Origin of the sequence: Streptomyces sp. CB01635 (assembly GCF_002803065.1) — a bacterium.
Taxonomy (GTDB): Bacteria; Actinomycetota; Actinomycetes; order Streptomycetales; family Streptomycetaceae; genus Streptomyces.
On record NZ_NNBL01000020.1, the window covers coordinates 122786 to 148762 of the forward strand.

General features: G+C 71.2%; 19 protein-coding genes. 13 read left to right on the plus strand and 6 right to left on the minus strand.

Features of this window, described 5'->3' with window-relative positions:
• Window positions 1–51 precede the first annotated feature (51 nt).
• A complete protein-coding gene (locus CG723_RS34110; RefSeq protein WP_100597365.1) occupies window positions 52–414 on the minus strand; it encodes a hypothetical protein in 363 nt (120 codons plus the stop codon).
• 181 nt (window positions 415–595) lie between these two features.
• On the opposite strand from CG723_RS34110, the gene CG723_RS34115 reads away from it, so the two are divergent.
• The 3 genes from CG723_RS34115 (at window position 596) to CG723_RS34125 (ending at window position 5770) form a co-directional block, all read left to right on the plus strand.
• Window positions 596–1552: an oxygenase MpaB family protein gene (locus CG723_RS34115; protein ID WP_234374668.1), complete on the plus strand. Its 957-nt coding sequence runs from the start codon at window positions 596–598 to the stop codon at window positions 1550–1552.
• Window positions 1525–3783 carry a serine/threonine-protein kinase gene (locus CG723_RS34120; RefSeq protein ID WP_100597366.1) on the plus strand — a complete coding sequence of 753 codons (2259 nt, stop codon included), beginning with the start codon at window positions 1525–1527 and terminating at the stop codon, window positions 3781–3783. Before CG723_RS34115 ends, CG723_RS34120 begins: the two co-directional genes overlap by 28 nt.
• A gap of 436 nt (window positions 3784–4219) precedes the next feature.
• Window positions 4220–5770 carry a phytoene desaturase family protein gene (locus tag CG723_RS34125; protein WP_100597367.1) on the plus strand — a complete coding sequence of 517 codons (1551 nt, stop codon included), beginning with the start codon at window positions 4220–4222 and terminating at the stop codon, window positions 5768–5770.
• Window positions 5771–5839: 69 nt separating this feature from the next.
• Here CG723_RS34125 and CG723_RS34130 read toward each other — a convergent pair whose 3' ends face one another.
• Window positions 5840–7666: a serine hydrolase gene (locus tag CG723_RS34130; protein ID WP_234374669.1), complete on the minus strand. Its 1827-nt coding sequence runs from the start codon at window positions 7664–7666 to the stop codon at window positions 5840–5842.
• A 161-nt stretch (window positions 7667–7827) separates the two neighbouring features.
• Between CG723_RS34130 and CG723_RS34135 the strand changes: the two genes are divergently transcribed.
• Window positions 7828–8955, plus strand: a complete 1128-nt coding sequence (locus CG723_RS34135) for an NAD(P)H-dependent flavin oxidoreductase (protein WP_100597368.1) — start codon at window positions 7828–7830, stop codon at window positions 8953–8955.
• A complete protein-coding gene (locus tag CG723_RS34140; RefSeq protein ID WP_100597369.1) occupies window positions 8952–10523 on the plus strand; it encodes an acyl-CoA synthetase in 1572 nt (523 codons plus the stop codon). The genes CG723_RS34135 and CG723_RS34140 overlap by 4 nt, the downstream gene beginning before the upstream one ends.
• 61 nt (window positions 10524–10584) lie before the next feature.
• Here the strand turns inward: CG723_RS34140 and CG723_RS34145 are convergent, their stop codons facing one another.
• The gene (locus CG723_RS34145) at window positions 10585–13041 is read right to left on the minus strand and encodes a penicillin acylase family protein (RefSeq protein ID WP_100597370.1); all 2457 of its coding nucleotides are present in this window, start codon (window positions 13039–13041) and stop codon (window positions 10585–10587) included.
• A 140-nt stretch (window positions 13042–13181) separates the two neighbouring features.
• Between CG723_RS34145 and CG723_RS34150 the strand changes: the two genes are divergently transcribed.
• Both CG723_RS34150 and thrS read left to right on the plus strand, forming a co-directional pair.
• The gene (locus CG723_RS34150; protein WP_100597371.1) at window positions 13182–14705 is read left to right on the plus strand and encodes an acyl-CoA synthetase; all 1524 of its coding nucleotides are present in this window, start codon (window positions 13182–13184) and stop codon (window positions 14703–14705) included.
• A 196-nt stretch (window positions 14706–14901) separates the two neighbouring features.
• Complete coding sequence (thrS, locus tag CG723_RS34155) at window positions 14902–16197, plus strand: threonine--tRNA ligase (protein ID WP_100597372.1); 1296 nt, start codon at window positions 14902–14904, stop codon at window positions 16195–16197.
• A 25-nt stretch (window positions 16198–16222) separates the two neighbouring features.
• On the opposite strand, the gene paaK is transcribed toward thrS, so the two are convergent.
• From paaK to CG723_RS34170, 3 genes are all read right to left on the minus strand, one after another.
• Complete coding sequence (gene paaK / locus CG723_RS34160) at window positions 16223–17518, minus strand: phenylacetate--CoA ligase PaaK (protein WP_100597373.1); 1296 nt, start codon at window positions 17516–17518, stop codon at window positions 16223–16225.
• Between the two features lie 174 nt (window positions 17519–17692).
• The gene (locus CG723_RS34165; protein ID WP_100597374.1) at window positions 17693–18484 is read right to left on the minus strand and encodes a GNAT family N-acetyltransferase; all 792 of its coding nucleotides are present in this window, start codon (window positions 18482–18484) and stop codon (window positions 17693–17695) included.
• Window positions 18485–18617: 133 nt separating this feature from the next.
• Window positions 18618–20234, minus strand: coding sequence for an acyl-CoA synthetase (locus CG723_RS34170; RefSeq protein ID WP_100597375.1), 1617 nt, complete (start codon window positions 20232–20234; stop codon window positions 18618–18620).
• A gap of 196 nt (window positions 20235–20430) precedes the next feature.
• Here CG723_RS34170 and CG723_RS34175 point away from each other — a divergent pair, with 196 nt between their 5' ends.
• The 6 genes from CG723_RS34175 (at window position 20431) to CG723_RS34200 (ending at window position 25921) form a co-directional block, all read left to right on the plus strand.
• Complete coding sequence (locus CG723_RS34175; RefSeq protein ID WP_100597376.1) at window positions 20431–21267, plus strand: crotonase/enoyl-CoA hydratase family protein; 837 nt, start codon at window positions 20431–20433, stop codon at window positions 21265–21267.
• A gap of 28 nt (window positions 21268–21295) precedes the next feature.
• A complete protein-coding gene (locus CG723_RS34180) occupies window positions 21296–22243 on the plus strand; it encodes a Zn-ribbon domain-containing OB-fold protein (protein ID WP_100597377.1) in 948 nt (315 codons plus the stop codon).
• On the plus strand, window positions 22244–23287 hold the full coding sequence (locus tag CG723_RS34185; protein WP_100597378.1) for a thiolase domain-containing protein: 1044 nt from the start codon (window positions 22244–22246) through the stop codon (window positions 23285–23287).
• The gene (locus tag CG723_RS34190; protein WP_100597379.1) at window positions 23287–24489 is read left to right on the plus strand and encodes a thiolase domain-containing protein; all 1203 of its coding nucleotides are present in this window, start codon (window positions 23287–23289) and stop codon (window positions 24487–24489) included. Before CG723_RS34185 ends, CG723_RS34190 begins: the two co-directional genes overlap by 1 nt.
• A gap of 97 nt (window positions 24490–24586) precedes the next feature.
• A complete protein-coding gene (locus tag CG723_RS34195) occupies window positions 24587–24814 on the plus strand; it encodes a DUF397 domain-containing protein (RefSeq protein WP_383085598.1) in 228 nt (75 codons plus the stop codon).
• Between the two features lie 192 nt (window positions 24815–25006).
• Window positions 25007–25921: a universal stress protein gene (locus tag CG723_RS34200; protein WP_100597381.1), complete on the plus strand. Its 915-nt coding sequence runs from the start codon at window positions 25007–25009 to the stop codon at window positions 25919–25921.
• Window positions 25922–25977: the final 56 nt, after the last annotated feature.

Below are 25977 nucleotides of genomic sequence, written 5' to 3' on the forward strand. Positions count from 1 at the left end.
CCGACCGACAACACGTCGCTCGGGGCACAGGCGTTCAGGCGGCGCGAGTGCCTACTGGCCCTCGTCGCACATGCCTTCCTCCAGTTCGGAGATCGGCCGGTCGCCGGAGGCGACGCAGATCCACTGCGTGGGTTCCTCGGCGTACGCCCAGCTGCGGGGGTCGGTGAGGAGCTCGGTCAGCTCCTCACCGGTGACCTCCTGGCCCGCGCCGTACGCGGGCCACTCGTCCGACCGGAACACCCGGATGAACCCCAGGGGCTGCCAGCAGGCGATGAGCCGGGCGAAGCGCGGAATGTGTTTCTTCCACTCCTCCTCGTCCTCGCCCTGTGTCCAGTCGGCGAGCACGGCCCAGAGGTCGGAGGCCTCTCCACCGTTGACGTAGAGGCAGTATTCGTCGTCGGCCCAGTCCTTCACGGAAAGCTCCTCATCCCAGCCGCTCGACCACCCATCGGCCCTCCTCGAAGGAGGCATCGGATTCCCGCCCGGCCGCCGCGCCGTCGACCGGTGCGCCAACCCGCCGTAGCGTTGTACCAAAGCGCCGAGCAGAGATCCTCGATCGCACTGGGCACCGCTGATTCGGGAGAGGGGCGATGGTGTGGAGGGCACAGGAGTGGAAGAGGGGCGGGGTGACCCGGGGCTCTTCGGGCCCGGTTCGGTCACCTGGCAGCTGCACGCGGATCCGATGATGTGGGTCGCCGGTGTGCGTGCGCTCTACTTTCAGGCGCTCTTGCCGCGTGCCGTGCGGGGCGTCATGCAGAACTCGGACTTCCGGAAGGATGCCTGGGGGCGGCTGATGCGGACGGCCGGGTTCGTCGGTACGACCACGTACGGGACCACTGAGGCCGCCGAGCGTGCCGGTGCCCGCGTGCGGAAGATCCACAGCCATCTCAAGGTCACCGACCCCGGCACCGGTGAGCGGTACGGCGTCGATGAGCCGGAGCTGCTCCTGTGGGTGCACTGCGCAGAGATCGACTCCTACCTCCACGTCGCGCGCCGCTCCGGGTTCCGGCTCACCGACGCGCAGGCCGACCAGTACATCTCCGAACACCGCACCAGCGCCCGGCTGGTGGGCCTCGACCCCGCCGACGTGCCCGGCGACCGGGCCCAACTCGCCGCGTACTTCGAGGAGATGAGACCCCTTCTCGCCGCGGGTCCGGAGGCCCAGGATGTCGACGACTTCCTGCGCAGACCGCCCGTCCACCCGCTGCTGATCCCGGCGCGCGCGACGCTCTGGAGGCGCGTGTCGCATCTGGCGTACGCCTCTCTGCCGCCGTACGCCCACGAGTTGTACGGCAGGCAGGCCCCGGCACCGACCGCCGTGACCCGAGGGCTGCGGTTCACCGGCACCGTCCTGCGCTGCGTTCCCGCACGTGTGCGCTGGCAGCTCCCGCCGAAACACATCCTGCGCGCCATGTCACGACTCGGCCCCGGCAGCCGCCCGGCACCGTACAAAATCGGGAGTCGGACGGCCATACTGGACAGGCCGGGGAGGGCGCAGCGAGGCGACGGGGGCGACAGCACGAGATGCCGGAGTCGGGGGAGACCAGGCTGATCCAGGGCCGGTACCGGCTGCTCGATCTCATCGGGCGGGGCGGTATGGGCGAAGTGTGGCGCGCCAGGGACGAGTCGCTCGGGCGCAGAGTCGCGGTCAAGTGCCTCAAGCCGATGGGGCCGCAGCACGACCAGTCCTTCACCCGGGTCCTGCGGGAGCGCTTCCGCAGGGAGGCCCGGGTGGCGGCCGCCCTCCAGCATCGCGGGGTGACCGTCGTCCACGACTTCGGCGAGCACGAAGGCGTGCTGTACCTCGTGATGGAGCTTCTGGAGGGCAAGAACCTCAGCCAGCTCCTGGAGGACAACAAGCAGCACCCGTTACCCGTCGCCGACATCGTCGAGATCGCCGGCCAGGTCTCGTCCGCGCTCGCCTACACGCATGAACAGGGCATCGTCCACCGTGACTTGAAGCCCGCGAACATCATGCGGCTCGCCGACGGCACGGTGAAGATCTGCGACTTCGGCATCGCGCGCCTCGGCCACGACATCGGCTTCACCTCACGCCTCACCGGCACCGGCATCGCGATGGGCACCCCGCACTACATGTCGCCCGAGCAGATCGGCGGCGACCATGTCGACCAGCGCAGCGACCTGTACTCGTTCGGCTGCGTGCTCTACGAGATCGCGACCGGGGCGCCGCCGTTCGACCTGGAGGACGCCTGGGCCGTCCTCGTCGGGCACCGCGACACCGTGCCCGAACCGCCCCGGAGGCACCGGGCCGAGCTCCCCGGCTTCCTGGACCGGATCATCGTCGACCTCCTCGCGAAGGACCCGGACGAACGGCCGCGGGACGCCCGCGAACTGGCCCGCCGGATCGGTGACGGCCGTTCCCGGTCCGGATATGTGCCGACGGGTTCGACAACCCCCTTACGCCAGACCGCGGTTGAGCCACAGCAGCCGCTTTCCCGTGAACCGCGGCTGCCGTCCTGGACGCGCGGCATGACGACGGGCCACAAGGCGGCCGGGCCGCCCCTGCTGCGCGGCACGCCGCCCGACGCGGCAGCGGGGCTGGCCGGGGAGTGGATCGCGCGCCCCGAGTCGCGGCGCGGGGAGCAGCCCGTGCGCACGGAACGCCCCACGCCGGCACCGGAGTCGGTCGCCCATCTCGCAGCCCGGCACAACGCGGGCCTGAGCCTCGGCCGGCTCGGGCGCTGGGAGGAGGCCGGCGAGGTCCACCGCGCCGTCGCGGCGGAGCGCGAGCACGTCCTCGGCCCCGACCACCCCGAGACGCTCGCCAGCCGCTACGAGGTCGCCTTCACGCTCAGCCGCACCGGCCGCCCCGCCGACGCCCTGCGCGAGTACCGCCGCGTCACCGAGGGGTGCGAGCGGGTCCTCGGCCCCGAGCACCCCGAAACGCTCGGCGCCCGGCAGGAAATGGCTTACGTCCTGGGCCAGTTGGGGCGCCACTTCGACGCGCACCAGGTGTACACATCGGTGCTCGCGGCGCGTGAGCGGGCCATGGGACCCGACCATCCGGACACCCTGCGCTGCCGCCACAACCTCGCGTACAACCTCAGCCGGCTCGGGCGACTCGAGGACTCGTACCGCATGGCGCGTGAGGTCGCCTCGGCGCGCGCCCGCGTCCTCGGCGCCAGCCATCCGGACACGCTCGTCACGCGCTACGAAGTTGCTTACGCACTGGGTCAGTTGGGGCGCTGGACCGAGGCCCTGCGCACCTACCACGAGGTGGCACAGACACGCGGACAGGCGCTCGGCCCCGACCATCCGGACACCCTCGCCGCGCGCTACGAGGTAGGCATCAGCCTCGGCCGGCTCGGCCGCAGCGCCGAGGCCCTCGGCCTCTACCGCGACCTCATCGACGACCGTACGCGCGTCAGCGGGCCGGCCCACCCCGAGACCCTGCGCACCCGCCACGGCCTCGGCGTCAACCTCGGGCGGATGGGCCGCTGGGAGGAAGCGCTCGCCGAGGCCCGCGACGTCTGCGCGATCCGCGCCCGGGTCCTCGGGGCCGATCACCCGGACACGCTGGTCAGCCGACGCGAGGTGGCCGTCGGACTCGGCTGGCTCGGCAGGTGGTCCGACGCGCTCGCCGAGTACCGCCGGGTCGCCGCGGCCCGCGAACAGGTCCTCGGCGCCGACCACCCCGACACCCTCGCCAGCCGCAACGACGAGGCGCACTGCCTGGAACAGCTCGGCCGCGGCACGGAAGCGGTCGAGTTGTACCGGCGGGTGGCTGCGCTGCGCCAGCAGCGGGCGTCGGGGGGACACTGAGGGCTGGGTGGGGGCGTCTGCCCGTGAGTGAGGCCTGCGCTGGCCCGGCCCCGGGTTGCCTGCCTGTGGTCGTCTGCCGGGTTCGCGACGGTGAGGGGCTGGGCGGGGGGCGGCTGTGTGGGGCGTCTGCATGCGAGTGAGGCCTGCGGTGGCCTGCCTCGGGTCGTCCGCCTGGGGTCGGCTCCCCGTGATCATCTGCCTGTGAGGGACGCCCGAGGGTCTGCCTGCGGTCGGCTCCCCCGCGAGTGACGTCCGGGCTCCTCTGCCTGCGGTCGGCCTCCCGCAGTCGCGGGCCTGCGGCGCCTGCCCGCGATCGTCCGCCTGGGACGGGTTGCCTGCGGACGCCTGTCCACGCGCGCCCGCCCGTACTCCTCCGCTTCGCGATCCGCCGAGCCAGGGTCTGGCCCGGCATGATCGGCTCGTGTTACCAAGAGGGATGCCAGCACACGAGCGCTACGACGTCGTCATCGTCGGCGGAGGTCACAACGGCCTCGTCGCCGCCGCCTACCTCGCCCGGGCCGGACGTTCCGTCCTGGTCCTCGAGCGGCTCGGCGCCACCGGCGGTGCCGCCGTGTCGACGCGGCCCTTCGCCGGGGTCGACGCGCGCCTGTCGCGGTACTCGTACCTGGTCAGCCTGCTGCCCCACAAGATCGTCGACGATCTCGGGCTCGACTTCGCCGTGCGCGGCCGCACCGTGTCCTCGTACACGCCGACCGAGCGCGACGGGCGGGCGACCGGGCTGCTCGTCGGCGGTGGTGAGGAGCGCACCCGCGCCTCCTTCGAGCGCCTCACCGGCGGCGGGCGCGAGTACGCGGCCTGGACCGACTTCTACGAGACGACCCGCCGCGTCGCCGAGCGGGTCTTCCCCACGCTCACCGAGCCGCTGCCGGCCAGGGACGTGCTCCGGCAGCGCGTCGACGACGAGGCCGCCTGGCGCATGCTCTTCGAGGAGCCGATCGGCGCCGCCGTGGAGGAGCGCTTCAGGGACGACCTGGTGCGCGGCGTGGTCCTCACCGATGCCCTCATCGGTACGTTCGCCGACGCCCACGACGCGTCCCTCCAGCAGAACCGCTGTTTCCTCTACCACGTGATCGGCAACGGCACCGGCGACTGGGACGTGCCCGTCGGCGGCATGGGCGCCCTCACCGACGCCCTCGCCAACGCCGCCCGCGCGGCCGGCGCCGAACTCGTCACCGGGCACGAGGTGACCCGCGTCGAGACCGACGGGCGGCACGCCGAGGTGACGTACGAGTCGGAGCGCGGCGCGGGCCGCGTCGGCGCCGGGCACGTGCTCGTCAACGCGTCTCCGCAGGCCCTCGCCGCCCTCGTCGGCGACGAGCCGCCCGCCCCGGCCGAGGGTGCGCAGCTCAAGGTCAACATGCTCCTGACCCGGCTGCCCAAGCTGCGCGACACGTCCGTCGACCCGCGCGAGGCGTTCGCCGGAACGTTCCATATCGCCGAGGGCTACGAGCAGTTGGCGACCGCGTACGGCCAGGCGGCGGCCGGGTCACTGCCCGCGGCGCCCCCGTCGGAGATCTACTGCCACTCGCTGACCGACCCGAGCATCCTCGCCCCGGACCTCGTCGCGCGCGGCTACCAGACCCTCACCCTGTTCGGCCTGCACACGCCCGCCCGGCTCTTCGCGGGCGACAACGACGCCGCCCGCGCCGAGCTCCTGAAAGCCACCCTCGCCCAGCTCGACGCGCAGCTCGCCGAGCCGATCGAGGACTGCCTCGCCCTGGACGCCGACGGCCTACCGTGCATCGAGGCGAAGACCCCGCTCGACCTGGAGCGGGACCTGCGCCTGCCGGGCGGCAACATCTTCCACCGCGACCTGTCCTTTCCTTACTCCCAGGAAGGGACGGGTCGTTGGGGCGTCGAGACCGCCCACGCCAACGTCCTGCTGTGCGGCGCGGGCGCCGTGCGCGGCGGCGGGGTCAGCGGGATCCCCGGGCACAACGCGGCGATGGCGGTCCTCGGGAAGTGAGCCGCCGAGTCGGTGCGCCGATTCAGAGTGCGGCCTCAGGGGCCGACTCAGGGGTGGCCGGTGCGCCGCTCAGTCCTGCGACGGCGACCACCCCACCGCCTCGATCCGCGCCGCGTCGGACGGGCGTGCCTCGTCGAACACGGTCCGGCGGCCCTCGGTGACGCGCACCCCGTTCACGTACACCCCTCGTCCCACGTACAACTGGTCGGTCGCGTAGCGCCAGCGCAGGCGGACCTGGCTGCCCTTGAAGGCGCCGAGGGCGGCGGTCAGGCGGTGCCAGGCGCGGCCCGACCAGCCGTCGGCCGTGCCCTTGGAGTGGTCATCGGCGTCCTCTCCCTTGCGGGTGGTCGCGAACGGCAGGGCCTGCCAGGTCGCGCCGGCGTCGGCCGACGCCTCCAGGTACAGGAAGTCGGAGTGCGGCTCCGTGTCCCACCACAGGTCGCACGCGAGGCTCGCCGCGTCGGATGTGACGTCGAGGCCGGGCAGCGTGAGCGTCGCCGACGTGGCGCTCGTCATGCCGGAGAACCAGGCGGTGCGCCCGTGCGCGGGGCGCACGGCGACGGCGCGGGCAAGGTTGTTCGCGGTGGCGACCCGGGGAGCGGAGCCGGATCGCCAAGTACGAACGGGGTGCACGGAGTTGCCGAGCACGATGAGGAACGAGTCCGTCGTCGGATCGAGGACGATGGACGTGCCCGTGAAGCCGGTGTGCCCGGCCGTGCGCGGTGTCGCCATCGCGCCCATGTACCAGTGCTGGTAGAGCTCGAAGCCGAGGCCGTGCTCGTCGCCGGGGAACGCCTGGTTGAAGTCGGTGAACAGCAGCCGTACCGACTCCTCGGACAGGATGCGCGCCTTGCCGTACGAACCCCCGTTGAGGAGCGTGCGGCCGAGGATCGCGAGGTCCCACGCGCAGGAGAAGACACCGGCGTGGCCCGCCACACCGCCCAGCCCGAACGCGTTCTCGTCGTGCACCTCGCCCCAGACGAGTCCGCGGTCGAGGCCGGACCAGGGCAGGCGCGCGTCCTCCGTCGCGGCGATCTTCGGCTTCCACGAGGCGGGCGGGTTGTAGCGGGTGCGGCGCATGCCGAGGGGGCCCGTGATCCGCTCGTGCAGGAGCACGTCCAGGGTCCGGCCCGTCAGCTTCTCCAGGACCAGCTGGAGCGAGATCAGATTGAGGTCGGAGTAGAGGTACACGGTGCCGGGCGGGTTGAGAGGTGCCTCGTTCCAGATGAGGCGGAGCTGGCCCTCGCGCGTCGTCTCCTTGTAGAGGGGGATCCAGGCGCGGAATCCCGAGGTGTGCGTGAGGAGTTGACGGATCGTGATGTCCTGCTTGCCGGCGCCCGCGAAGTCGGGGATGTACGAGGCGACCGTGGCCTCCAGCTCCAGCCTGCCGCGCTCGATCTCCTGTACGGCGATGAGCGAGGTGAAAAGCTTCGACACGGAGGCCAGGTCGTACACCGTGTCCTCGGCCGCCGCGATCTGCTGGTCGGCGGGGAACTCCACACCCGTGTCGGTCTTGTCGTCGTAGGCCGAGTAACGCACGGCCTTGCCGATCGGCTGGTGGAGTGCGACCGTGCCGCCGCGGCCGGCGAGCAGTACGGCGCCCGCGTACCAGGGGTGCTTGGGGGAGGGGGCGAGGAACTTCTCGGCGTCGGCGACGAGTTGGCGCAGATGCCCGGCGATCAGGCCGGCCCGCTCGGGGGACCCGCGGCGCAGCGTGGTTCCGTGCCCGTCGGCCTGCCCGGCCGTGTGTGTGTCCGCCGCTGAGGCGGGCCCCGCCGGGAAGGGGGCAATGGCCAGTGCCCCGCCCAACGCCAGTACACCCGCGCCTAGTTGACGACGGGACATCGACATCCCGTCGTCCGTGTCGTGCAATCTGTCCGCCGCGCCGTCGGTCATGAACGAACCCCTTCTGAAAGAATCTTTCGGGATCTAGCTCGACGCATGAAACTTTCATGTCAGGTTCCGGTCGTGTCAAGCCTCGGAAATGCGTCGCAGAAATCTGACGCAGCATCAGAAAGTGTCTTCCCTCGTTCGGAGGAGTGCGGCATTCTGCGCCCATGCAGACGGAGCTGAGCAAGAAACTGGGGATCGAGCACGCCATCTTCGGCTTCACGCCCTTCCCGGCGGTGGCCGCCGCCATCAGTAGGGCCGGGGGGTTCGGCGTGCTCGGCGCGGTCCGCTACACCGCACCCGACGACCTGGCCCGAGATCTCGACTGGATGCAGGAGCACGTCGACGGCGCGCCCTACGGGCTCGATGTCGTGATGCCCGCGAAGAAGGTCGAGGGCCCGAACCACCAGAAACTGACCGAGGCCGACGTCGAGGCGATGATCCCCGAAGGACACCGCCAGTTCGTCAGAGACACCCTCGCCAAGCACGGGGTGCCCGAGCTCGCCGAGGGTGAGGCGTCGGGCTGGCGCATCACCGGGTGGATGGAGCAGGTCGCCCGCAGCCAGCTGGACGTCGCCTTCGACTACCCGATCAAACTCCTTGCCAACGCGCTCGGTTCACCACCCGCCGACGTCGTCCAGCGCGCCCACGACCACGACGTTCTCGTGGCCGCTCTCGCGGGCAGCGCCCGGCACGCCCGTAAACACGCGGACGCGGGCATCGACATCGTCGTCGCGCAGGGCTACGAGGCAGGCGGACACACCGGCGAGATCGCCTCCATGGTGCTCACGCCCGAAGCGGTCGACGCCGTGGCCCCGCTGCCCGTCCTCGCGGCCGGCGGCATCGGCAGCGGGGAACAGATCGCGGCGGCCCTCGCGCTCGGTGCCCAGGGCGTCTGGCTCGGCTCCCTCTGGCTCACCACCACCGAGGCCGACCTCCACTCCCGCGCGCTCACCGCCAAACTCCTCGCGGCCGGCTCCGGCGACACCGTCCGCTCCCGCGCCCTGACCGGCAAGCCCGCGCGCCAGCTCCGCACGGAGTGGACCGACGCCTGGGACGACCCGACGGGCCCCGGCACCCTGCCCATGCCGCTCCAGGGGCTGCTCGTCGCCGAGGCCGTCTCCCGTATCCAGAAGCACGAGGTCGATCGGCTGCTCGGCACGCCCGTCGGGCAGATCGTCGGCCGGATGACGAGCGAACGCCCCGTCCAGGCCGTGTTCGACGACCTCACGCGCGGCTTCGAGCGCGCTGTCGACCGCATCAACCGCATCGCAGGAAGGAGCGGCCAGTCGTGAGCACCGGCCCCAACCCCAACAGCGCGCCCCCCAACGGATTCTGGGCCCAGGCCACCGCGGACCCCGGCCGTACCGTACTCGTCGCACCCGACGGGGAGGAGTGGACCGCCGGCCGGCTGCACGCCGACGTCAACAGGCTCGTGCACGGTCTGCGGGCCGCCGGGCTCGAACGAGGCGACGCGTTCGCCGTCGTCCTGCCCAACGGAGTCGAGTTCTTCACCGCGTATCTCGCCGCCTCCCAGGCCGGCTTCTACCTCGTCCCGGTCAACCACCATCTGGTCGGCCCCGAGATCGCCTGGATCGTCGCCGACTCCGGAGCGAAGGTCCTCATCGCACACGAGCGGTTCGCCGAACAGGCCGTGGCCGCCGCCGACGAGGCGGCACTCCCGGCAGGGCAGCGGTACGCGGTCGGAGCCATCGACGGCTTCCGCCCGTACGCCCAACTTCTCGACGGGCAGTCCGAGTCGGTGCCGGACGACCGGTCTCTCGGCTGGGTCATGAACTACACCTCGGGCACCACGGGCCGCCCCCGCGGCATCCGCCGTCCCCTGCCCGGCAAACTCCCTGAGGAGACCTACCTCGGCGGCTTCCTCGGCATCTTCGGCATCAAGCCGTTCGACGACAACGTCCACCTCGTCTGCTCGCCGCTCTACCACACCGCCGTGCTCCAGTTCGCGGGCGCGTCCCTGCACATCGGGCACACCCTCGTCCTGATGGACAAGTGGACCCCCGAGGACATGCTGCGTCTCATCGACACCTTCAGGTGCACACACACGCACATGGTGCCGACCCAGTTCCACCGCCTGCTCGCCCTGCCCGACAGCGTCAGGAGCGCGTACGACGTGTCGGCGATGCGGCACGCCATCCACGGCGCCGCGCCCTGCCCCGACCACGTCAAGCGCGCGATGATCGACTGGTGGGGCCACAGCGTCGAGGAGTACTACGCGGCCAGTGAGGGCGGCGGCGCGTTCGCGACCGCCGAGGACTGGCTGAAGAAGCCGGGCACGGTCGGCAAGGCGTGGCCGATCAGCGAACTCGCCGTGTTCGACGACGACGGCAACCGGCTGCCGCCCGGCGAACTCGGCACCGTCTACATGAAGATGAGCACCGGAGGATTCTCGTACCACAAGGACGAGACCAAGACGAAGAAGAACCGCATCGGCGACTTCTTCACCGTCGGCGACCTCGGCATTCTCGACGAGGACGGGTATCTCTTCCTCCGCGACCGCAAGATCGACATGATCATCTCGGGCGGCGTCAACATCTACCCCGCCGAGATCGAGTCCGCGCTCCTCACCCACCCGGCCATCGCCGACGCCGCGGCCTTCGGGATCCCGAACGACGACTGGGGCGAGGAGGTCAAGGCGGTCGTCGAACCCGCGGAGGGGCACACCGCCGGCGACGCCCTCGCCGCCGAGATCCTCGCCCACTGCGAGCGCCAGCTCGCGGGCTACAAACGGCCGAAGAGCGTCGACTTCATCGAGACGATGCCGCGCGACCCGAACGGAAAGCTCTACAAGCGCCGGCTGCGCGACCCGTATTGGGAGGGCCGCACGCGCGCGATGTGATCCACGCGGAGGTGTGACAGAGGAGCGGCCCGGGGAGAGATCCCCGGGCCGCTCCCGTCGTTCAGCCGTGCACCCGCACCACCTTCAGCGCCGGTGACTTCAGGATGTCCTTCTCGCAGAAGCGCGACGTCACCCACTCGCCGTCCGAGTACAGGTGCGTCTGGTCGCTGTAGTGCGGCGAGTTCGGGTTCGAGGACTGGGAGTACGTCAGCAGGGTCCGCGCCACCGGGCAGCCACCGCCGTTCCAGCCGACGGCCTGGATGTAGCTCGAACCGTGAACGACCTCCGTGTAGCCGCCCGCCTTCGCGTCCCACACCGTCTCGACCTTGTTCCACACGCCGAGGGACTCCGTGCCGCCGTGGACGGGGATGCGCTTGCCGCCGCGCACGACGAACTGGTGCGCGCCGAGCGGGTCGTCCAGGGCGATCCCGGCTGCCCGCAGCTCACCCACCGCGTCGGCGAGCGCGGTCGCGAAGCCCGGCGCATCCGTGTTCAGCGTGTTCGGTGTGCGCACCGGGTCGGCGGCCGAGAACGGCACCTTCCAGAGCTTGTCGTTCGGCACGGCCGCGGTGAGCCCCCGCCAGAACCGGTCGAAGAGCAGCGCTCCCCGGCTCGACGTGCGCATCGTGTGATCCCACTTCTTGAGCACATCGCAGGCCTGTCCCACATCAACGGCCGTGCCATCGCTGCCTGTTGCCGTGCCACCGGGCAGCGCCGCGCACGCGCGCGCCGAGTCCGCCGCCGCCAGATCCGCCGCGGGCACCCGGTCGGCGAACTGCTGCCGCTGGAGGTCGGCGACCGTGAGTCCGCCGCGCCCCGCCATCGCCGACACGTCCTCGACGCCGCCGCGCGTCCGCATCGACCGCTGCGTGCCGACCGTCCCGAAGACCCGCTCGTACCCCGTCAGCGGCCGGTCGGCGTTGGCCAGCCAGGCACTGTCGTTCGAGTTCTCCACGTACGGCGCGTCCTTGAGGACCGGCATCCTGGACGGCCCGAAGATGCCCGGCTGGACGGCGTCCTTGTCGGAACCGAGCTTGCAGTCGCCGCGCGAGCCGTCCAGGACCGCGACGCCGGACGCCGGATACGTCACCTTGCCGAGCGGCGTCGAGCAGCGCGCGGCCAGGTCGTCGGTGATCCGGGGCAGCACCTGCGCCTGAGCGAACAGCGAGTGCCCGGAGGCGTCGGCGGCGACCGTGTTCACCCACGGAAGCCCCTGCGTGCGCTTCAGCGAGCGCAGCACGTCGTCCGTGGAGCGCGCCTTGCTGAACCCGAGTCCCGTGTCGGAGGCGCGCAGGTTCAGGGCGTTCGGGTCGTTCAGCGCATACGCCGTCGTGGCCGTCCAGGGCAGCGGCAGCGACGCGCCGAGCGAGTTCACGATCGGCCCGTACCGCGTCCACCACTGGGTGCGGGTGACCGGCGCACCGTCCTTCACCGCGACGGTCACGGTCCGCTTCGTCATCCGCTCCGGCCTGCCGTCGACGAGGTACGCGGTCGGGTCGGCCGGGTCCAGTGTCAACTGGTGGAGATTGAGCGTGACCCCCGTCGCGACGGTGTGGCTCCAGGCGATACGGGAGTTGTGGCCGATCGAGATCGTCGTCGAGCCGAGGAGAGAGCCGCCGGAGACGTTCAGCTCACCGGGAATCGTCTGCTGCGACTGCCAGAAGCGACGGCCGCCCTGCCACGGGTAGTGCGGGTTGCCCAGGAGCAGACCGCGGCCGTTCGCCGTGGTGGCACCGCTGAACGCGACAGCGTTGGACCCCATGTCGGCGTCCTCGCCCGAGAACAGCTCCTTGGCCGCCGCGGCTGTCGTGGCCTTGTCCGGCGTAGGGGCGGGGGTTCCCGCGGTCGGTGGCTGCGTACCGGCGCCGCCCGGTGGTTGCGCGGTCGGTGGTTGCGCGGCCGTGATGCCGTCCACGCCGCGGCCCTGACCGCCGAGCACGGCGAGTGCGAAGCCGTGCGCCGCGACGTCGAGGGTCGTCACCGGGCGCACCCAATCCGCTCCCTTGCAGGCCGGGTCGGTGATCCTGTTCTGCTTCAGCCACGCGTTGTATCCGGCGGCGAAGCCCCGCATCGTCTCCTTCACCTCTCGGCTCGGGCCCGCGGGCGCCGGCTCGGTGAGGAGCTTGTCCACGGTGCCCGCCTCACGGACTCCCCGGAAGTAGAGGTCGCTGGAGACGTTCTTCGTGGCCGAGGACAGGGAGCCGTCAGGGGCCGCGTCGGGCCCGAAGTAGCGGGAGCGCTCGCCGCGCACGGTGACGAATCCGTCGGCGAGCGCGCACACCTGGTCGGCGGCCTGCGCCCACCCGGTGCCGAAGCCAAGCCCCGCGTAGTCCTTGGCGACGATATGCGGAATGCCGTACTCGGTGAAGCGGATCGTGGCGGACAGGCCGCCGCCGTGCGGGTGGTGCTCGGGCCGGCCGTGGCCACCGGCGGCTGCCGACGGGAGTGAGGCCGTGGTGCTCAGCGCGGTCAACAGGGCGAAACCGATGACCGCGAGACGTCTCGGGCGGGTGCGCATCGTGCCTCCCAACTGGAGTGAGGGAAGGGGCGGTTGAGCGTACCAACGGGTATGCCCGGAAGGGCGGCGTCCGGTGCGGCCTGCGCGCGACGCACGTCACCGGCCTTGATTTCGTGTGGGCCGGGGCACAGGATCGCGCCATGACGGGTGTCAGCAATGAACGAGACGTACGCGCCAGCACGGTCGACGGGACGCTGCGCCGCAGCGCACGACGCGCCCCCGAACGCGTCGCCGTCCGCTACGGCCCGCGCGCATGGACGTACGCCGAACTCGACGCTGCCGTCTCGCGCGCGGCCGGTGTGCTGCGCGGCCTCGGCCTCGGACGAGGGGACCGCGTCGGCGCCTACGGGCACAACTCGGACGCGTACCTGATCGGCTTCCTGGCCTGTTCGCGCGCCGGGCTCGTGCACGTGCCGGTCAACCAGAACCTCACCGGGGACGACCTCGCCTACATCGTCGGCCAGTCCGGCTGCGCACTTGTACTGACCGACCCCGGCCTCGCGGACCGGCTCCCCGCCGGCGTGCGCACCCTGGCCCTGCGCGACGCGGACGACTCCCTGCTCGCCAGGATCCCCTCCGCCGAGCCGTACGACGGTCCGCAGCCGGACGCCGACGACCTGGTGCAGCTCCTGTACACCTCCGGCACGACCGCGCTGCCCAAGGGCGCGATGATGTCGCACCGCGCTCTCGTCCACGAGTACGTCAGCGCGATCCATGCACTCGGCCTCACGGAGACGGACCGGCCCGTCCACTCCCTGCCGCTCTACCATTCGGCGCAGATGCACGTCTTCCTGCTGCCCTACCTCGCCGTCGGCGCGCAGAACACGATCCTGGACGCACCGGACGCCGCGACAATCTTCGACCTGGTGGAGGCGGGCGCCGGCGACAGCCTCTTCGCGCCGCCCACCGTCTGGATCGGCCTCTCGCAGCACCCGGACTTCGCGACCCGGGATCTGAGCGGCCTGCGCAAGGCTTTCTACGGCGCGTCGATCATGCCGGTGCCGGTCCTGGAACGGCTCCGCGCGCGCCTGCCCGGACTCGCCTTCTACAACTGCTTCGGCCAGAGCGAGATCGGGCCCCTCGCCACCGTCCTCGGACCCGACGAGCACGAGGGCCGGATGGACTCGTGCGGGCGGCCCGTCCTGTTCGTCGAGGCGCGGGTCGTCGACGAGGACGGGAAGGAGGTGCCTGACGGCACCGCCGGTGAAGTGGTCTACCGCTCACCGCAGTTGTGCGACGGCTACTGGGACAAGCCGCAGGAGACCGAGGCGGCGTTCCGCGACGGCTGGTTCCGCTCGGGAGACCTCGCGGTGCGCGACGGCCAGGGCTACTTCACCGTCGTCGACCGTGTGAAGGACGTCATCAACTCCGGGGGAGTGCTCGTCGCCTCACGCCAGGTCGAGGACGCGCTCTACACCCACCCGCAGGTGGCCGAGACCGCCGTCATCGGCCTGCCCGACGAGCGCTGGATCGAGGCAGTCACGGCCGTCGTGGTCCGGGGCGGCGGCGAGGTGACCGAGGCGGAGCTCATCGCCCACGCGCGCGAGAAACTCGCCCACTTCAAGGCGCCCAAGCGGGTCGTCTTCGTGGACGAACTCCCGCGCAACGCCAGCGGCAAGATCCTCAAGCGCGAGCTGCGGGACCGGTTCCGTACGGCGCACTGAGCCCGCCGGAAAATGACGAGCGGAGGCGGCCGGGGCCCTGTTACGGTCCGGCCATGAAGCGACGCGCAGCTGCCATGACGACGACGCCGGAGAGTGTCCCGGCGCGCTGACAGCTGTCTCAGTCCGAAGCCCCGGGGCGAGTGCCCCGGGGCTTCGCCGTGGGACCACTCGCCCGACGACCGCGAGGGATCCCACCATGAACCAGCAGAAGCAGGACCAGCAGAAGCACGAGAAGCGCAATCAAGGCAACGCGGAGCACGAGAGCCCGAAGCACGACCACCGCAAGCTCGGCCGTGAGCTCGGCCTCTTCGGCACCGACCCGCTGATCGGCGCGGGACTGCCCTACTGGCTGCCCGACGGCGCGGCCGTACGGCACACCCTCGAGGAGTACATCCGCACCGCCGAGCGGCGGGCCGGCTACCGGCACGTGTACTCGCCGGTCCTCGGCAAGCGCGAGCTGTACGAGATCTCGGGGCACTGGTCGCACTACAGCGACGACATGTTTCCCCCGATGGACCTGGGCGGCGAGCAGGTCGTCCTGCGGCCCAGCCTCTGTCCCCACCACGCCGTGATCTACCGTTCCCGTTCCCACAGCTATCGCGAACTCCCGCTGCGTATGGCGGAGTTGGGCGGCATGTACCGCTCCGAGCTGTCGGGCGTGCTCGGCGGTCTGACCCGCGTACGGGCCATCCAGCTCAACGACGCGCATGTCTTCTGCACCCTCGCCCAGGTGGCCGACGAGGCGCAGGCGGCGCTGGAGATGATCCGCAGGGTCTATGAGGCGCTCGGCATCAACCCGGCGCGCTACCGGCTCTCTCTGCCGGGCCCGGGCGGCAAGTACGTCTCCGCCCCCGGGATGTGGAAGCGCTCGACCGCGCTGCTCACCGATGTCCTCGACCGCTCGGGCCTTCCCTACGAGGCGGCCGAGGGAGAGGCCGCGTTCTACGGGCCCAAGATCGACGTCCAGGTCGCCGACGGCGCGGGACGCGAGTCCACCCTCTCCACCGTCCAGGTCGACTTCCACCAGCCCGAGCGTTTCGACCTGCACTACATCGGTCCGGACGGCGCGAAGCACCGTCCGGTGATGGTCCACCGCAGCATCATCGGCAGCGTGGAGCGGGTCGTCGCGCACCTCATCGAGCAGCAGGGCGGCGCCTTCCCGGCGTGGCTCGCGCCCACCCAGGTGGCGATCCTGCCGATCTCGGACGCAGAGCTTCCGCACGCCGATGCCCTCGCGCGGCGGTGCGCCGAGCTGGGGCTGCGGGCGGAGGTCGCGGGCCCGGACCGCGGCACCCTGGGCGCCCGCGTCCGGGAGGCCAGGCTCGTGCCGTACCAGGCGGTCATCGGCGGGAGGGAGGCGGCGGACGGTCGGGTCGCGCTGCGCCTGCGTGACGGCCGTCGCCCCGCCCCGCTGCCCGCCGAGGAGGCGCTCGCCAGGATCGGGGCAGTCGTCGACGCGTACGGACACGACCTGTGGAGCGAGGCGAGCTGACGGAATCGGGGCCGATGGGGGCGGGTTACCCCTCCCGCCCCCGCAGGTCCACGATGCGCTTGATCTTGCCCACCGAACGCTCCAGCGTCTCCGGGTCCACGACCTCCACCGTCACCGAGACGCCGATGCCGTCCTTCACTCCGGTCGCGATGGTGCGGGCCGCCGCGTCGCGTTCGGCGGCGGTCGCGTCGGCGCGCGCCTCGGCGCGTACCGTCAGGGCGTCCATGCGGCCCGCGCGGGTCAGCCGGAGCTGGAAGTGGGGGGCGACGCCCGGCGTGCGCAGGACGATCTCCTCGACCTGGGTCGGGAAGAGGTTCACCCCGCGCAGGATCACCATGTCGTCGCTGCGGCCCGTCACCTTCTCCATGCGGCGGAAGGAGGGGCGGGCCGTTCCGGGCAGGAGCCGGGTCAGGTCGCGTGTCCGGTAGCGGATCACGGGCATGGCTTCTTTGGTGAGCGAGGTGAACACCAGCTCGCCCTGCTCACCGTCCGGCAGGACCTCCCCGGTGATCGGGTCGACGACCTCCGGATAGAACTGGTCCTCCCAGATGTGCAGCCCGTCCTTCGTCTCGACGCACTCCTGGGCGACGCCCGGGCCCATCACCTCGGAGAGGCCGTAGATGTCGACGGCGTCGATGGCGAAGCGCTCCTCGATCTCGCGGCGCATCTCCTCGGTCCACGGCTCGGCGCCGAAGACCCCGACCTTGAGGGATGTGCCGCGCGGGTCGACGCCCTGGCGCTCGAACTCGTCGAGGAGCGTCAGCATGTACGACGGGGTGACCATGATGACCTCGGGGCGGAAGTCCTGGATCAGCAGCACCTGGCGTGCGGTCATGCCGCCGGACGCGGGGATGACCGTGCAGCCGAGCCGCTCGGCGCCGTAGTGCGCGCCGAGTCCACCCGTGAACAGGCCGTACCCGTACGCCACATGGACCTTGTGGCCGGGCCGGGCGCCCGCCGCGCGCAGGGAGCGCGCCACCATGTCGGCCCACATGGAGATGTCGTTCTCCGTGTAGCCGACGACGGTGGGCAGGCCGGTGGTGCCGCTGGACGCGTGCAGCCGGCGCACATCCGTCTCCGGCACGGCGAACATCCCGAACGGGTAGTTGTCCCGCAGGTCGGTCTTCGTGGTGAACGGGAAGCGGGCGAGGTCGGCGAGCGAGCGGCAGTCCTCGGGGTGCACGCCCGCCTTGTCGAAGGAGGCGCGGTAGAACGGCACCTTCTCGTACACGCGGCGCAGTGTCGCCCGCAGCCGCTCCAGCTGCTGCGCGTGCAGCTCCTCGGGGCCGAGCAGTTCCCCCGCGTCCAGCAGTTCTGTCATCGTCGACCGCACTCCCGAGCCCTGAGGGCCGACCATCCACCCACACTGGCATAACGGGCAAATCGGTCGACCGATCATTCGGTTGATCCGTTCAGGGTCAGTAATTCAAGGGGTGAGGGCAGGCGTCAAGAGGCGGGACGGACTCAATCGCCGGCCGGGCGCCCTCAGATTCCCTCAGGCGCCACCGGAGGCGTCGTGGACGTACGGAGTCGTCGTGCTCAGGGCCGCGAAGCCGAGGCGTTCCAGGATCGGGCGGCTCATGCTGGAGGCGTCGACCTGGAGGTAGCGGTAGCCGCGCTCGGCGGCGATGCGGGTGCGGAACGCGACGAGGCTGCGGTAGATCCCGCGCCCGCGCCACTCGGCGACGGTGCCGCCGCCCCACAGGCTCGCGAAGTCCGTCCCCGGGTGCGTCTCCATACGGGCCGCGCTCACCGGCACGTCCCCGGCCAGCGCGAGCACCGCGGGAACGGCGTCCGGGTCCTCGGCGAGCTGGGCGAGGAGCTGGTGCCGGGTGAGGCCGAGGCTCCTGCCGAAGGCCTTGTCGTGCACCTCCGACATGAGGTCGACGCCCGCCTCGTCGGTGACGGGGAGCAGCCGGATCCCCTCGGGAAGCGGGACATCTGTCGGCAGGTCCGCGACCTCGGCGACCAGGAGCGTCTCCACGGGCTCGGGGAGGAATCCGGCGGCCGTGAGCCGCTGCGGAAGGTCGTGCGGCAGGTCGTGCCCGTACACCTTCCACTCGAATTCGCGTCCGAGGCCGGTGAAATGGCGTACCTGCGCGGCGATCGCCGCGTCGGCCGAGCCCTCGTCGAGGTCCGACCACACGACGCCGTTCCAGGAGCTGCCCTCGGCGCCGGTCTGCCGCACCACGCCGTCCACCCGCTCGACCCGCGCGCCGGGGCCGTCGGGCCTCGCCCCCCGCCTCATCTGCCGGTCGAACAGGCCCAGCACTGCTTGGTGATTCATCCGGCCACTCCAGCACCGGGACGGCGGGGTGGCAACCGGATTGACCCCCGGCGCGAGGCTGCACGCCGGTACGAGGCCGTGTCCTGCCACGCGCCGTCGCCATGTCCCGCTACGAGCCCCCGGTCGCGCCCCGCTACGCCCCGTCCGCCGCCACCGCCCGCGCCCACCGGTAGTCCGCCTTGCCGCTGGGTGAGCGCTGGATCCGGTCGGTCAGGACCAGCTGGCGGGGGATCTTGTAGCCCGCGAGGCGGGTGCGGCAGTGGGTCTGGATGTCGTCGAGCGAGGGCGGTTCCGCGCCGTCGCGCAGTTGGACCACCGCGGCGACGTGATTGCCCCACTTGGCGTCGGGTACCCCGGCCACCAGCGCGTCGTACACGTCGGGATGGGACTTCAGGGCCTGCTCGACCTCTTCCGGATACACTTTCTCGCCGCCCGTGTTGATGCACTGCGAGCCACGTCCGAGGACCGTGACGATGCCGTCCTCGTCGACCGTCGCCATGTCCCCGAGCAGAACCCACCGCTCGTCGCCCTTCTGGAAGAACGTCTCGGCCGTTTTCGCGGGGTCGTTGTAGTAGCCGAGCGGGACGTGCCCGCGCTGGGCGATGCGGCCCGGCTCTCCGGGGGCGACCGGCTCGTATGTCGCCGGATCGACCACCTGCGTACGGGAGTTGACCCGCAGGCGGAAGCCCTTCTCCGGGCCGGAGTCGTCCGTCGCCGTGCCGTTGAAGCCGGACTCGGACGAGCCGAAGTTGTTCAGGAGCATCACGTTCGGGACGAGCGCCTGGAACTGCGCGCGCACCGTCTCCGACATGATCGCGCCCGACGACGAGACGCTGAACATCGACGAGCAGTCGGTGCCCTTCATGGGCCCGTTCAGCGCGTCGATCAGGGGCCGCAGCATCGCGTCCCCGACGAGCGACATGCTCGTCACCCTCTCCTTCTCGACCGTACGCAGCACTTCTTCGGGCACGAACTTCGTGTGGATGACGAGGCGTTGGCCGAAGTTGAAGCCGATGAAGGCGGTGAGCGTGGACGTTCCGTGCATCAGCGGAGGAGTCGGGAAGAAGGTGATCCCGTCACCGCCGGCCGCCACGCGCTCGGACAGCTCCTCCGGCCTGCTGACCGGCTCGCCCGTCGGCGCGCCGCCGCCGAGCCCCGAGAAGAACAGGTCCTCCTGGCGCCACATCACGCCCTTGGGCATGCCGGTCGTGCCGCCCGTGTAGATGATGAAGAGGTCGTCGGCCGAGCGCGGCCCGAAGCCGCGCTCCGGCGAGCCGGTGGCCTCCGCCTCCGTGAAGTCCACGGCCTTGACGGGCGGCGCGCCGGCCGGCGGGGTTCCGACGCGCACGAGGTGGCGCAGCTTCTCCGTCTGCGGCTGAGCGGCCGCGACGCGTTCGGTGAACTCGGCGTCGAAGACGAGCGCCGCGAGGTCCGCGTCACGGTAGAGGTAGACCAACTCCTCCTCTACGTAACGGTAGTTGACGTTGACGGGCACGATCCGCGCCTTGAGGCAGGCGAGCACCGTCTGGAGATACTCGATGCCGTTGTAGAGGTGCAGGCCCAGGTGTTCGCCGGGGCGGATCCCGCTGTCGATCAGATGGTGCGCGAGGCGGTTGGCCGCCGCGTCGAGTCCGGCGTACGTGAGCCGGTGCTCCGCGCCCGTACCGGGATGGTCGATGTGCACGAGCGCCTCGCGGTCGGGGACCACGTCGACGACCGACTCGAACAGGTCGGCAAGGTTGTACTCCACCGCTCCTCCTGACCCAGGCGCCATCTCGATGTGGCCGTCATCTCAGCAGAGCCGCATGGAACAGGGAAGGGCCCCCGCACAAGAAATCTGACTGACTGTCAGAAAACTCTTGAACTGGCCACCCGCCTACTGCAACCTGTTCTCGCATCCGAGACGTACGCGGCATCCGAGACGCATCCGAGACGGGAGCACGGCCATGGATGGCACGGAACACGACGCGGGACACGGGACGGGGCACGGGACGGAACACCTCGCGGTGCGGCGCGAAGGCGCCACCCTGGTCCTCACGCTCAACAGGCCCGAGGCCAAGAACGCGCTCTCCCTGCCGATGCTGGTCGGCCTCTACGACGGATGGGTCGCCGCCGACGAGGACGACTCGATCCGCTCGGTCGTCCTGACCGGCGCGGGCGGCACCTTCTGCGCCGGCATGGACCTCAAGGCCCTCGCCGGCAAGGGGATGGAGGGCGAGCAGTACCGGGACCGCCTCAAGGCCGACCCCGATCTCCACTGGAAGGCGATGCTGCGCCACCACCGGCCCCGTAAACCCGTGATCGCCGCCGTCGAGGGCTACTGCGTGGCCGGCGGCACGGAGATCCTCCAGGGCACCGACATCCGCGTCGCCGCCGAGAGCGCGACCTTCGGACTCTCCGAGGTCAAGCGAGCCCTCTTCCCGATCGGCGGCTCCACCGTGCGGCTGCAGCGCCAGATCCCGCGCACCCACGCCCTGGAGATGCTGCTGACCGGCAGGCACTACAGCGCGGCCGAGGCCCTCTCCATCGGGCTGATCGGCAGCGTCGTCCCGACCGGCACCGCGCTCGACAAGGCCCTGGAGATCGCCGAGCAGGTCAATGCCTGCGGCCCGCTCGCGGTGGAGGCGGTGAAGGCCTCGGTGTACGAGACCGCCGAGATGACCGAGACCGACGGCCTCAAGTCCGAACTGGAGCGCGGCTGGCCGATCTTCGCCACCGAGGACGCGAAGGAGGGCCCCAGGGCCTTCGCCGAGAAGCGTCCCGCCGTCTACCGGCGCGCGTGAAGCCCTCCGACCGCCAAGGAGTCCTGAAGTGCCCGAAGTCCTCAAAGCCCCGCTCGTCGTCGAGTTCCCCTTCACCCGCTCGCTCGGCTCCGTCCAGAGCGCGTTCCTGACCGGCCTGCGCGAACGCACCGTCCTCGGTGTGAAGACCACCGACGGCAAGGTCATGGTCCCGCCCGTCGAGTACGACCCCGTCACCGCCGACGAACTCCGCGACCTCGTGGAGGTCGAGTCCACCGGCACCGTCACCACCTGGGCCTGGAATCCCGAACCTCGCCGCGGCCAGCCCCTCGGCACACCCTTCGCCTGGGTCCTGGTCAGGCTCGACGGCACCGACACCGCCCTCCTGCACGCACTCGACGCGCCGGGCCCCGACGCCGTGACCACCGGCATGCGCGTCCGCGTCCGCTGGGCCGCCGAACGCACCGGCGCCATCACCGACATCGCCTGCTTCGAGCCGTACGAGGGCGAGGCTGCAGATACCGAACCCGCTGCGCACGACGGGCAGTTCGACGATGCGGTCACCGGGATCGTCGCGGCGGCCCGCCTCGACTACGTGTACTCCCCGGGCCGCGCCCAGACCGCGTACATCAACGCCCTCGCCGACCGGCGCACCGTCGGCGAACGCTGCCCGTCCTGCCGCAAGGTCTACGTCCCGCCGCGCGGCGCCTGCCCCACCTGCGGCGTCGCCACGACCGACCGGGTCGAGGTCGGCCCGGCCGGCACCGTCACCACCTTCTGCATCGTCAACGTCAAGGCCAGGAACCTCGACATCGAACTGCCCTACGTCTACGCCCACATCGCGCTCGACGGCGCCGACCTCGCACTCCACGGCCGCATCGCCGGCATCCCGTACGACCAGGTGCGAATGGGCCTCAGGGTCGAGCCGGTGTGGACAGAGGGCGGGCGCTACCCCGACCACTACCGGCCCACCGGCGAACCGGACGCCGACTACGACACGTACAAGGAGCTGGTGTAGATGCGAGAGGTGGCGATCGTCGCCTTCGCGCAGAGCGACCATCTGCGCACGACCGACGAACTCTCCGAGGTCGACATGGTGATGCCGGTGCTGCACCAGGTCCTGGCGCAGACCGGCCTCAGGACAAGCGACATCGGCTTCACCTGCTCCGGCTCCTCCGACTATCTCGCGGGCCGTGCCTTCTCCTTCACCATGACCCTCGACGGCGTGGGCGCGTGGCCGCCGATCTCCGAGTCGCATGTGGAGATGGACGGCGCCTGGGCGATGTACGAGGCCTGGGTGAAGCTGCTGACCGGCGAGGTCGACACCGCGCTCGTCTACTCGTACGGCAAGTCCTCGCCGGGCTCGGTGCGCGATGTGCTCACGCGCCAGCTCGACCCGTACTACGTGGCCCCGCTGTGGCCGGACTCCGTTGCCCTGGCGGCACTTCAGGCACAGGCCCTGATCGACGCGGGCGAGACCGACGAGACCGCGCTCGCCGGGATCGCCGCAAGAAGTCGGGAGTCCGCTACGGCCAACTGCCACGCACAGGTGAAAGGTTCGGTGCCGCAGGGCGGCTACGAGGTGCAGCCGCTGCGCAAGGGCGACTGCCCGCCCGTCAGCGACGGCGCCGTCGCCGTGATCCTGGCTGCCGGGGACAAGGCCCGAGAACTGTGCGAGCGGCCGGCCTGGATCCGCGGCATGGACCACCGCATCGAGGCACACAGTCTCGGCGTCCGCGACCTCACCGACTCCCCGTCCTCGCGGCTCGCCGCCGAGCGAGCGGGCGCTTTCGAACGGCCGGTGGACACCGCCGAGTTGCATGCACCGTTCACCTCCCAGGAGGTCGTCCTGCGCAAGGCGCTGAAGCTGGGCGACGACGTGGCCGTGAACCCCTCCGGCGGCGCGCTCGCCGCCAACCCGGTGATGGCCGCGGGTCTGCTGCGTATCGGAGAGGCCGCCGCCCGTATCCACCGCGGTGAGTCCGACCGGGCACTCGCGCATGCCACGTCCGGCCCCTGTCTGCAGCAGAACCTGGTCGCCGTCCTGGAAGGAGACGCCTGATGAGCAGCACGGTGAGCGGCAGGGTGAGCGGCGGGGTCAACAAAGAACCCGTGGCCGTCGTCGGTATCGGCCAGACCAAGCACGTCGCGGCCCGCAAGGACGTCTCGATCGCCGGACTGGTCCGTGAGGCGGCCCGACGTGCCCTGGAAGACGCCCAGTTGACGTGGGCGGACATCGACGCCGTGGTGATCGGCAAGGCGCCGGACTTCTTCGAGGGCGTCATGATGCCCGAGCTGTATCTCGCGGACGCGCTCGGCGCGGTCGGCAAGCCCATGCTCCGCGTGCACACGGCGGGCTCGGTCGGCGGTTCCACCGCCCTCGTCGCCACCAACCTCGTGGCGTCCCGCGTCCACAGGACCGTCCTCACCCTCGCCTTCGAGAAGCAGTCCGAGTCGAATGCGATGTGGGGCCTGTCCCTGCCGATCCCCTTCACGCAGCCGCTGCTCGCCGGTGCCGGCGGCTTCTTCGCCCCGCACGTCCGCGCGTACATGCGGCGCACCGGAGCGCCCGACCACGTCGGCTCTCTGGTCGCGTACAAGGACCGGCGCAACGCGCTGAAGAACCCCTACGCGCATCTGCACGAGCACGGCATCACCCTGGAGAAGGTCCAGTCCTCACCCATGCTGTGGGACCCGGTCCGCTACTCCGAGACCTGTCCGTCCTCCGACGGTGCGTGCGCCATGATCCTCACCGACCGCGCGGGCGCGGCCCGTTCGCCGCAGCCGCCGGCCTGGATGCACGGTGGCGCGATGCGCAGCGAGCCGACCATGTTCGCGGGCAAGGACTTCGTCTCGCCGCAGGCCGGCAAGGACTGCGCCGCCGACGTCTACCGGCAGGCGGGCATCGGAGACCCCCGACGGGAGATCGACGCCGTCGAGATGTACGTGCCGTTCTCCTGGTACGAGCCGATGTGGCTGGAGAACCTCGGCTTCGCCGCCGAGGGCGAGGGCTGGAAGCTCACGGAATCGGGCGTCACGGAACTCGACGGCGACCTGCCCGTCAACATGTCGGGCGGCGTCCTGTCGACCAACCCCATCGGCGCCTCCGGCATGATCCGCTTCGCGGAGGCCGCGCTCCAGGTCCGGGGGCAGGCGGGGGAACACCAGGTCGACGGCGCCCGCAAGGTGCTCGGGCACGCCTACGGGGGCGGCTCGCAGTTCTTCTCGATGTGGCTCGTCGGGGCGCACCCGCCCACGTCCTGAACGGCTCACCGCCGCGGCCTGTCCGCCGCGCGGGCCGGTCGCTAGGCTGGCGGGCGGACGACGAACCGGGAGGAGCACGGACGTGGCCGAAAGCACCATGGAGCAGCACACGCTCGCGGGTTGGGACAAGCCGGACCTCGATCTGAGTGCCGCGGACTGGCATTCGAGCAGCAAGGGGCTGGGGGACGTCCAGATCGCCTTCGTCGAAGGCTTCATCGCGATGCGCAATGGCGGCAGTCCCCATAACCCGTCCCTGATCTTCACGCCCGCGGAATGGGGGGCGTTCGTACTGGGGGCACGCGAGGGGGAGTTCGATCTGACCTGAGCCGGGCTGACCTCGGCGGGACTGGCCCGAGCCGGTCCGGCCCGAGTCGCGGTCAGGTGATGTTTCCGGCTTTTCCGGCGACATGTGACATACGGCCCTGCCCCTTGGTCCCGGTGTGCGCGAGGCTGGGGGCAGGAACAGTCGCTCTTGCCGGGGCCCGTCGACACCGTGCCCCGGTGTCGGAGGTTGGACATGAGTACCCCGCGCCCTCTGCCCGTCGTGGCCGCAGTCGACGGATCCGAAGACAGCCTGCGCGCCCTGGAATGGGCGCTGACGGAAGCGGGCAGGCGCGGGGCCCCCGTGCGGATCGCCCATGTGCGCCAGTACGCCCCCTGGACCCAGCCAGGGGTACTGGTGTCCGGCCCGCCGGAGCCCGCGGGTGACCCGGTCGTCGACGAGGTGCGCGCCTCCCTGACCGGCCGAGGCGGTCTGCCTCCGGTGGAATACGTGACGTTGGAGGGCGCCCCTGCGGCCGCCCTGCCCGAACTCGGCGCTGAGGCACAGCTGTTGGTCCTCGGCTCGCGGGGACGCGGCGGCTTCGCCAGCCTGCTGCTCGGTTCGAACGGTGTGGCCGTGGCGCGGGACGCCGCCTGCCCCGTCGTCGTGGTGCCCAGGCCCGGACGCGCCGTGCACGGTGACGACGACCTGCCCCCCGGACCGCGCGTGGTCGTCGGCGTCGAGGTGGACGAGCCCGACGACACCCTCCTCGCCTTCGCCTTCGAGGAGGCCGATCGGGGCGGGGCGCGGCTCCAGGTGATCGCGGTGTTTCCGTGGCCGGTGCTCGCCTGGACGACGTTCGGCGACTTCACGCCCACGACGGTCGACCAGGAAGCGGCCGAGCGCGAGACGCTGACGCTGGTGAACGCGGCGGTGGCGCCCTTCCGCAAGATGCACCCCGATGTCGAGGTCGACCTGTACGTGGCGCCGGGCGACGCGGCCGGGCACCTCGTCGAGAACTCCCGCGAGGCGGACCTCGTGGTCGTGGGCCGCCACCGCCGCCGCCTCACGCGCCCCGCGCCGATGCTCGGCACGGTGACCATGGCCGTACTGCTGCACGCGGCGAGCCCGGTCGCGGTTGTGCCGCCGGTTCTGGAGGACGCGCCCTAGTGTCCTGCGCCGGAGATCCGTCGTTAGTTTGTGTATGACTGCTTCTTCAGATGTGC

What these genes read in the sequence shown, in the direction of transcription:
- CG723_RS34175 (WP_100597376.1), top strand. Translation starts at nt 20,431, where the DNA reads ATGGATGGCACGGAACACGACGCGGGACACGGGACGGGGCACGGGACG.
- CG723_RS34130 (WP_234374669.1), bottom strand. Translation starts at nt 7,666, where the DNA reads ATGACCGACGGCGCGGCGGACAGATTGCACGACACGGACGACGGGATG.
- thrS (WP_100597372.1), top strand. Translation starts at nt 14,902, where the DNA reads ATGAACCAGCAGAAGCAGGACCAGCAGAAGCACGAGAAGCGCAATCAA.
- CG723_RS34120 (WP_100597366.1), top strand. Translation starts at nt 1,525, where the DNA reads ATGCCGGAGTCGGGGGAGACCAGGCTGATCCAGGGCCGGTACCGGCTG.
- CG723_RS34125 (WP_100597367.1), top strand. Translation starts at nt 4,220, where the DNA reads ATGCCAGCACACGAGCGCTACGACGTCGTCATCGTCGGCGGAGGTCAC.
- CG723_RS34190 (WP_100597379.1), top strand. Translation starts at nt 23,287, where the DNA reads ATGAGCAGCACGGTGAGCGGCAGGGTGAGCGGCGGGGTCAACAAAGAA.
- CG723_RS34135 (WP_100597368.1), top strand. Translation starts at nt 7,828, where the DNA reads ATGCAGACGGAGCTGAGCAAGAAACTGGGGATCGAGCACGCCATCTTC.
- paaK (WP_100597373.1), bottom strand. Translation starts at nt 17,518, where the DNA reads ATGACAGAACTGCTGGACGCGGGGGAACTGCTCGGCCCCGAGGAGCTG.
- CG723_RS34145 (WP_100597370.1), bottom strand. Translation starts at nt 13,041, where the DNA reads ATGCGCACCCGCCCGAGACGTCTCGCGGTCATCGGTTTCGCCCTGTTG.
- CG723_RS34195 (WP_383085598.1), top strand. Translation starts at nt 24,587, where the DNA reads ATGGAGCAGCACACGCTCGCGGGTTGGGACAAGCCGGACCTCGATCTG.
- CG723_RS34185 (WP_100597378.1), top strand. Translation starts at nt 22,244, where the DNA reads ATGCGAGAGGTGGCGATCGTCGCCTTCGCGCAGAGCGACCATCTGCGC.
- CG723_RS34200 (WP_100597381.1), top strand. Translation starts at nt 25,007, where the DNA reads ATGAGTACCCCGCGCCCTCTGCCCGTCGTGGCCGCAGTCGACGGATCC.
- CG723_RS34150 (WP_100597371.1), top strand. Translation starts at nt 13,182, where the DNA reads ATGACGGGTGTCAGCAATGAACGAGACGTACGCGCCAGCACGGTCGAC.
- CG723_RS34165 (WP_100597374.1), bottom strand. Translation starts at nt 18,484, where the DNA reads ATGAATCACCAAGCAGTGCTGGGCCTGTTCGACCGGCAGATGAGGCGG.